At 62.6% G+C, this 5,143-nt stretch carries 5 protein-coding genes; all 5 read right to left on the bottom strand.

Annotation, left to right across the window (positions count from 1 at the left end):
• Nucleotides 1-1,186 (bottom strand): cell division protein FtsZ (ftsZ, locus tag WBF74_RS06070; RefSeq protein ID WP_424436716.1); only part of this gene is annotated, 1,186 nt, incomplete at its 3' end.
• 151 nt (nt 1,187-1,337) lie between these two features.
• Nucleotides 1,338-2,648, bottom strand: coding sequence for a cell division protein FtsA (gene ftsA, locus WBF74_RS06065; RefSeq protein ID WP_424436713.1), 1,311 nt, complete (start codon nt 2,646-2,648; stop codon nt 1,338-1,340).
• Complete coding sequence (locus tag WBF74_RS06060; RefSeq protein WP_424436710.1) at nt 2,645-3,622, bottom strand: cell division protein FtsQ/DivIB; 978 nt, start codon at nt 3,620-3,622, stop codon at nt 2,645-2,647. Before WBF74_RS06060 ends, ftsA begins: the two co-directional genes overlap by 4 nt.
• Nucleotides 3,610-4,533 carry a D-alanine--D-alanine ligase gene (locus WBF74_RS06055; protein WP_424436707.1) on the bottom strand — a complete coding sequence of 308 codons (924 nt, stop codon included), beginning with the start codon at nt 4,531-4,533 and terminating at the stop codon, nt 3,610-3,612. Before WBF74_RS06055 ends, WBF74_RS06060 begins: the two co-directional genes overlap by 13 nt.
• Nucleotides 4,530-5,143: UDP-N-acetylmuramate dehydrogenase (murB, locus tag WBF74_RS06050; protein WP_424436704.1), on the bottom strand; the 614-nt coding region annotated here is incomplete at its 5' end. The genes WBF74_RS06055 and murB, both read right to left, overlap by 4 nt.

Raw genomic sequence — 5,143 nt, 5'->3', positions numbered from 1 at the left:
GATCAAACGTGCCCGAGACCGGTGCCGGCTTTTCCGCTTCGATGCCAAGTTCAGCCTGTGCCGTCGCGGGCGCAAGCCGCTCCTCGATCTCCGAAACCTGCGTCTGGACAGGGTTCGTGGCGCGGGCCTGTGCGGGCGCGGTCACCGGGCGAAGCGGCGCACGCTCCTGCGCCACGGCGCGGGTCTGGACAGGCGCTTCCGGCTGCCCAAGCTGAGCTGCCGCAACCTCGATGCCCGTGGCGACGACCGAAACACGCATCCGGCCATCAAGCGAGCTGTCGAAGGTCGAGCCGACGATGATGTTCGCATCCGGGTCCACTTCCGAACGGATACGGTTCGCCGCCTCATCCACTTCATAAAGAGTGAGGTCCATGCCACCGGTGATGTTGATGAGGACACCCTTGGCGCCCTTCATCGACACTTCATCGAGCAGCGGATTGGAAATGGCCGCTTCCGCTGCCTCGATCGCGCGATTTTCGCCCGTCGCCTCGCCCGTGCCCATCATGGCCTTGCCCATCTCGTTCATCACGGTGCGAACGTCCGCAAAGTCGAGATTGATGAGGCCCGGCTTCATCATCAGGTCAGTAATGCCGGCTACGCCCGAATGCAGCACCTGGTCCGCCATGCCGAAGGCGTCGGCAAAGGTGGTGTTCTCATTCGCAATCCGGAAGAGATTCTGGTTCGGAATGATGATGAGCGTATCGACATATTGCTGAAGGTCGCGAATGCCCTCTTCCGCAAGGCGCATGCGGCGCGTGCCTTCAAACTGGAAGGGCTTTGTCACCACGCCAACGGTCAGGATGCCATGCTCGCGGGCCGCCCGCGCAATGACGGGGGCCGCACCCGTGCCCGTGCCGCCACCCATGCCGGCGGTGATGAACACCATATGGGCGCCGTGGAGGTGCTCCACGATCTCATCCAGAGCTTCCTCGGCTGCGGCGCACCCCACTTCCGGACGCGAACCCGCACCCAAACCCTCGGTGATGGAGGCTCCGAGCTGGATACGGCGTTCGGCGGAGGACAGCGACAGCGCCTGTGCGTCGGTGTTCGCAACCACGAACTCCACGCCCTCAAGACCTGCCTCGATCATGTTGTTGACGGCATTACCGCCCGCGCCGCCAACGCCGAAAACGGTGATACGGGGCTTGAGTTCCTGCGTGTGCGGGACCGAAAGTTTGATGCTCATGACTGCCTCCTGGAAGCGAATTTGAATGGGGGGATCGGGGTTGCCGCACATCTTCGTCGTGGCGGCGGTTCTTCACCCCTGGTGCCGGGCGGTGCCGCAAGCCGCCCGAGTGAGCGTTCCGTGAAACTGCATCCCTGTTTTTCGCGCTGCATCAGAAGTTCTCCTTCAACCAGCGCCCGAACCGGCGGATATGCCCGCGCGGTGCAGCCGATGCGGCGTCATCATCAACACCTGCCGTTTCAAGAGGGGATATCTGCGAATAGATGAGAAGCCCGGCACAGGTCGAGAAGGCGGGTCCGCCTGTCGCTTCCGCCAGACCGCTGACACGGAGTGGTTGCCCGACACGCACCTGCTTGTCGAGCATCCTGCCTGCAAGTTCTCGCGCGCCATTGAGCTGCGCCGCGCCCCCGGTCAGCACCACACGTCGCCCCGCGAGCCGCCCATATCCGCTCGCTTCCATCCTGTCGCGCACAATCTCGAACGTTTCCTCCAGCCGTGGCTGAATAATGCCGGTCAGCATCGACCTTGGAATATGGTTGGCCGAATCAGTGTCACTCTCACCCACCTGCGGCACGTCGATCATTTCCCTCTCATCCGACGGGCTTGCAAGTGCGCTCCCGTACAGCGTCTTCATCCGCTCTGCATGAGCGAGCGGCGTAGAAAGCCCCCGGGCAATATCATTGGTAATATGATTCCCGCCAATTGGCACGGAATCGCAGTAGACCATCGCACCTTCGAAGAAGATCGAGAGCGAGGTCGTGCCGCCCCCCATGTCGATCATCGCGACACCGAGGTCCATCTCGTCTTCCACGAGACAGGCAAGACCGCTTGCATAGGGCGAGACAGCGATCCCCGAGACCGTGAGGTGGCAGCGCTCGATGCACACTTCGAGGTTGCGGAGCGGCCCGCGAAGGGCGCTGACCATGTGAACCTCAACGCCGAGCTTCTCGCCAAACATGCCGCGTGGATCGCGCACGCCGCGGCTTCCGTCCACCGAGTAATTGGTCGGAATCGCGTGAAGGACCTCACGCCCCTCCGGCTGGAAGTTTTCCTGCGCGTGATAGATGAGTCGCGAGACGTCATGGTCGGTCACTTCGCCGTTCGGAATGGACGCGCGCACACCGACCGTCTGGCTTTTCGGTTCTGCACCGGAGAAGCCGACCACCACATCGCGAATCGTGATGCCGGCCATGCGCTCGGCCGCATCGACGGCAACGCGGATTGCCTCTTCCGCCGCATCCATATCCACCACCGCGCCTGCGCGGATGCCGCGCGAGACCTGATGGCCGATGCCAATGACGCGCACCGGGGCGTGACCATTCGCCAGTCTGCCCGGCTCTATCTTGGCGATGAAGCAGGAGATCTTGTTCGAACCGACATCCAGCGCCGCAACAATGCCCGAACGCCCCACCGCGACGGGCCGACCCTGAAAACTACGCGATCCCAGAGAGACCATATTCATGTATTGCCTCCACGTGCGGCCCCGACCGGGCGCACCACGCCCTTGCCTGCCTTCGCCTGCATCGCAATCCCCCGCCCGCTCGCAGCGGTTTCCGTCAACTCGACCGATACGCGGTCGGGAAGACGCAGATCGACAGATACGATGTCCCGCGAAAGAATTCTGTGTTTCGAGTCCTGCGCCACCAGCGTTGCAAGGGCAGCAGACACGCCCGTTTCCGGCAGCTTCACATCGACGCCATTTTCAAGGCGGAGATTCCAGCGCCGATCACCCACACGCACGAAGGCCCGCACGCGCTGCAAAAGCTGCGGCTGCTCGGCCCTCATCAGTTTCAGAAGCTCAGGTGCCGCGCGCGGCGCACCAAACCCGACGATAAAGGGAAGATGCGCAAAATCCTGCACGCCATCATCGGTGATCGGCCGGCCGGAGGCGTCGATAAGCGAAAGTTCGCCGCCGCGCTGCCAGAGGGCAAAAGGCTCGCGCTCGGTAATCTCGATACGAATCGTATCCGGCAGAAGGCGCGTAACGGTCGCCGTCTCCACCCAGCCCAGCCGCTCGATTCGCTGACGCGCTGTTTCCGTATCAAATCCGAAGATCGGATCGCCGCGCTTCACGCCGACCGCCTGAAGAAGTTCATCCTTCTGCGTATGCGCCCGGCCCGTGACCCGCACATCCTGAATGGAGAAACCGGACAGCGCGAGAAGCTCGTTGACCTGGCCCGCCACGGCATCACGCGCGGCCTGTACATGACCGCCAATGCTCAAGCCATAAAGACCGATGGCACCGATCAGCGCGAATGCCCCCCACGCAAAGGGCTTCATCCCGAAGTCACCTTCGCGGAGACGTTCAAGCCAAAGGGCCGCCGCATTTCTGGGCTTCTCGCGGCGACGCGAAAGATGCTTCGCGCCCCCTTTCACCGACTTGCCACGCGGCGCGGCGCGAACACCGGTGCGCGACGGGACCTTCACCTGTCGCATGATGCGTCCTCCACCATCCAGCTCACGAGATCGCCATAGGAATAACCCGCAAGACCGGCCAGCTCCGGCACAAGCGAAGTCGGCGTCATGCCCGGCTGCGTGTTCACTTCGAGAAGAATGAGTTCGCTCTTGCCCGGCCGCGTATCGTCAAAGCGGAAATCAGCACGGCTCACACCGCGGCAGCCAAGCGCCTTATGCGCGGCGAGCGTGACGCGCTGCACTTCGGCATAGGTGTCGGCATCAATCGGCGCGGGAATGATGTGGCGCGAACCACCTGTCTTGTATTTCGCTTCGTAATCATAGAACTGCGTCGTGGCTACGATTTCCGTCACACCGAGCACTTCCTCGCCCATGACAGCGCAGGTGAGTTCACGGCCCGCAATGTAACGCTCCGCCATGACTTCCTCGCCGAGATTCCATTCCGGCGAGGTGAGTTCTTCCGGCGGACGATTGTCGCCTTCGCGGACGATGAAGACACCGACAGACGATCCCTCGCTCACCGGCTTGATGACATAAGGCGGGTCCATCACATGACCGAGCGCTGCCTGCGCGCGCGGCACAACAATGCCTTCGGCAACGGGCAGGCCCGCCGAACGGAAAACCTGCTTCGCACGCTCCTTGTGCATGGCGAGTGCGGATGCGAGCACACCGGAATGGGTGTAGGGAATGCCGAGAATTTCGAGCAGGCCCTGAACGCACCCGTCCTCACCCCAGCGGCCATGCAGCGCATTGAAAGCGACATCAGGCTTCAGAGAGAGAAGCTGATCGGCAATATCGCGCCCGACATCAATCTCCGTCACGCGGTAGCCGCGCGCTTTCAGCGCCTCGGCACATCCCCTGCCCGAGACGAGGCTGACTTCGCGTTCCGCGCTCCAGCCGCCCTTCAGGACGGCAACATGCTTGCCGCTCATACGCTGCCCTCCCCCCGCTTCAAACCAATGCGCCGAATTTCCCATTCGAGCGTCACGCCGCTCGTCGCCTTCACGCGGGCACGCACTTCTTCGCCCAGCTCTTCAAGATCGCTCGCCGTGGCGTCACCCGTATTGATGAGGAAGTTGCAATGAAGTTCGGAAACCTGTGCGCCGCCGCGCTTGAGACCACGGCACCCGGCAGCATCAATGAGCTGCCATGATTTATGCCCTTCCGGATTCTTGAAGGTTGAGCCGCCTGTCCGCATGCGCACGGGCTGCGTTGTCTCGCGCGAGGAAGTGATTTCGTTCATCCGCGCGAGAATGGCGTCCTTGTCATCGAGTTGCCCGCGAAACAGCGCCTCGACGAAAATGAAATCGTCGGATACGCCGCTATGCCGGTAGCGGTACTGCATGTCCGCATTGCTCAGCACATGGCGCTTGCCCTGCCGGTCAATCGCGACGGCCTCCACAAGCACATCTTTCGTCTCGCCGCCATAGGCCCCCGCATTCATGCGGAGCGCCCCGCCGACGGAACCGGGAATGCCGCGATAGAACTCAAGCCCTGTAATACCGGCTTCCTGCGCCGCGCGCGCAACAGCCACATCAAGCG

Origin of the sequence: Parvibaculum sp., assembly GCF_049672805.1 — a bacterium.
Classification (GTDB): Bacteria; Pseudomonadota; Alphaproteobacteria; order Parvibaculales; family Parvibaculaceae; genus Parvibaculum.
Note: the sequence above shows the minus strand (reverse complement) of the source record. Positions and strands in the feature narration are given on the sequence as shown.

Excerpts from the sequence above, each read along its gene's own strand:
- ftsA (WP_424436713.1), bottom strand. The coding sequence starts at position 2,648 with ATGAATATGGTCTCTCTGGGATCGCGTAGTTTTCAGGGTCGGCCCGTC.
- WBF74_RS06060 (WP_424436710.1), bottom strand. The coding sequence starts at position 3,622 with ATGCGACAGGTGAAGGTCCCGTCGCGCACCGGTGTTCGCGCCGCGCCG.
- WBF74_RS06055 (WP_424436707.1), bottom strand. The coding sequence starts at position 4,533 with ATGAGCGGCAAGCATGTTGCCGTCCTGAAGGGCGGCTGGAGCGCGGAA.